Source organism: Pseudomonas lurida (assembly GCF_013522705.1).
Lineage (GTDB): Bacteria > Pseudomonadota > Gammaproteobacteria > Pseudomonadales > Pseudomonadaceae > Aquipseudomonas > Aquipseudomonas quebecensis.
Genome location: NZ_JAAMRE010000073.1, coordinates 1 through 811 on the forward strand (window position 1 = coordinate 1; position 811 = coordinate 811).

The window sequence follows — 811 nt, forward strand, 5'->3', positions numbered from 1 at the left end:
TGCTGGAGCCGGTGTTGGTGGTGTAGCCGATTTGCGGTACATCACCATTGAAGTCTTTAACCGGCGTGAAAGCGTAAGCGCCGTCGGTGCCGATGGTGATTGTGCCCACACCAGCAATAACAGCGGTTTGGCCTGCTTGATAGTTAGTGCCGTTGACGGTGAAGCTGGCGACGGTCAGCACGTTATCCACGTCGCTGTCGTTGGTTAGCACATTGCCGGTGGCGACGGTGTCTTCTTTCGCGCTGCCGGTGTCGGCTTGCAAAACGCTGGCGTCATCGACGGGGTCGATCTTCACGTCCAGGGTGCTGCTGGAGCCGGTGTTGGTGGTGTAGCCGATTTGTGGGACGTCGCCGTTGAAGTCTTTAACCGGCGTAAAGGCGTAAGCACCGTCAGTACCGATGGTGATCGAGCCCACACCAGCAATAACAGCGGTTTGGCCTGCTTGGTAGTTAGTGCCGTTGACGGTGAAGCTGGCAACGGTCAGGACGTTATCCACGTCGCTGTCGTTGGTCAGCACATTGCCAGTGGCAACGGTGTCTTCTTTCGCGCTGCCGGTGTCGGCCTGAAGGACGCTGGCGTCATCGACGGGGTCGATCTTCACGTCAAGGGTGCTGCTGGAGCCGGTGTTGGTGGTGTAGCCAACTTGCGGCACATCACCGTTGAAGTCTTTAACCGGCGTGAAGGCGTAAGCACCGTCGGTGCCGATGGTGATCGAGCCAACGCCCGCGATGACGGCGGTTTGACCGGCAACATAACTCGCGCCGTTGACGGTGAAGCTGGCAACGGTCAGGACATTGTCCACATCGCTGTC

1 protein-coding gene is annotated in these 811 nt (G+C 58.7%); it reads right to left on the minus strand.

Going from position 1 to position 811, the window contains the following annotated elements; translation table 11 throughout:
* On the minus strand, nucleotides 1-811 hold an 811-nt coding region (locus tag G7025_RS26580; RefSeq protein WP_219855464.1), incomplete at both ends, for an Ig-like domain-containing protein.